This window comes from Oleiphilus sp. HI0043 (assembly GCF_001634935.1).
In genome coordinates, this window is record NZ_LWEY01000795.1 from 1 (window position 1) to 619 (window position 619).

General features: G+C 44.1%; 1 protein-coding gene. It reads right to left on the reverse strand.

Going from position 1 to position 619, the window contains the following annotated elements:
- A partial coding sequence (locus tag A3729_RS09115; protein WP_068633713.1) for a ParA family protein occupies positions 1 to 617 on the reverse strand: 617 nt, incomplete at its 3' end.
- Between the last annotated feature and the right edge of the window lie 2 nt (positions 618 to 619).

A 619-nucleotide genomic window follows, 5' to 3' on the forward strand; every position in this document is an offset into this window, starting at 1 on the left:
CCGAAATATTCCTGAAGTTCATCAGATACATCTCTGGTTAAACTATTCCTTGGGTCATACATAGTACGAAGTATGCCGGAAATTTCTAACTTCGGATTGATGGTTTCTCTAATCTGCTCAACCGTATTCATTAATGCGGCCAAGCCTTCTAGCGCATAATATTCGCATTGCATTGGAATGATAACGCCGTCCGACGCTGATAAGGCATTAACGGTTAGCATATTTAGAGAAGGAGGACAGTCGATCAAGACGAATTCATAATCATCACGAATAGATTTTAAGGCTTGCTTCAGTCTATGTTCACGGCCAATCTCATTAAGGAGCTCGACTTCCGCTGCAGTCAGATCGCCATTGGAAGGAATAACATCGTATTTACCAACGACTGAACGCGTAATGACCTCTTGAACATCGGCCTTTTTGGTCAGTACATCATAGGCCGTATATTCAATTTCATTCTTGCTGATCCCGCTACCCATAGTTGCGTTTCCCTGCGGATCAAGATCAATAAGGAGAATTCTGCGTTTGGTCGCAGCCAGCGATGCAGCAAGATTTACAGTGGTGGTCGTTTTTCCAACCCCCCCCTTCTGGTTAGTAATCGCATAGATTTTCGCTGGCACTG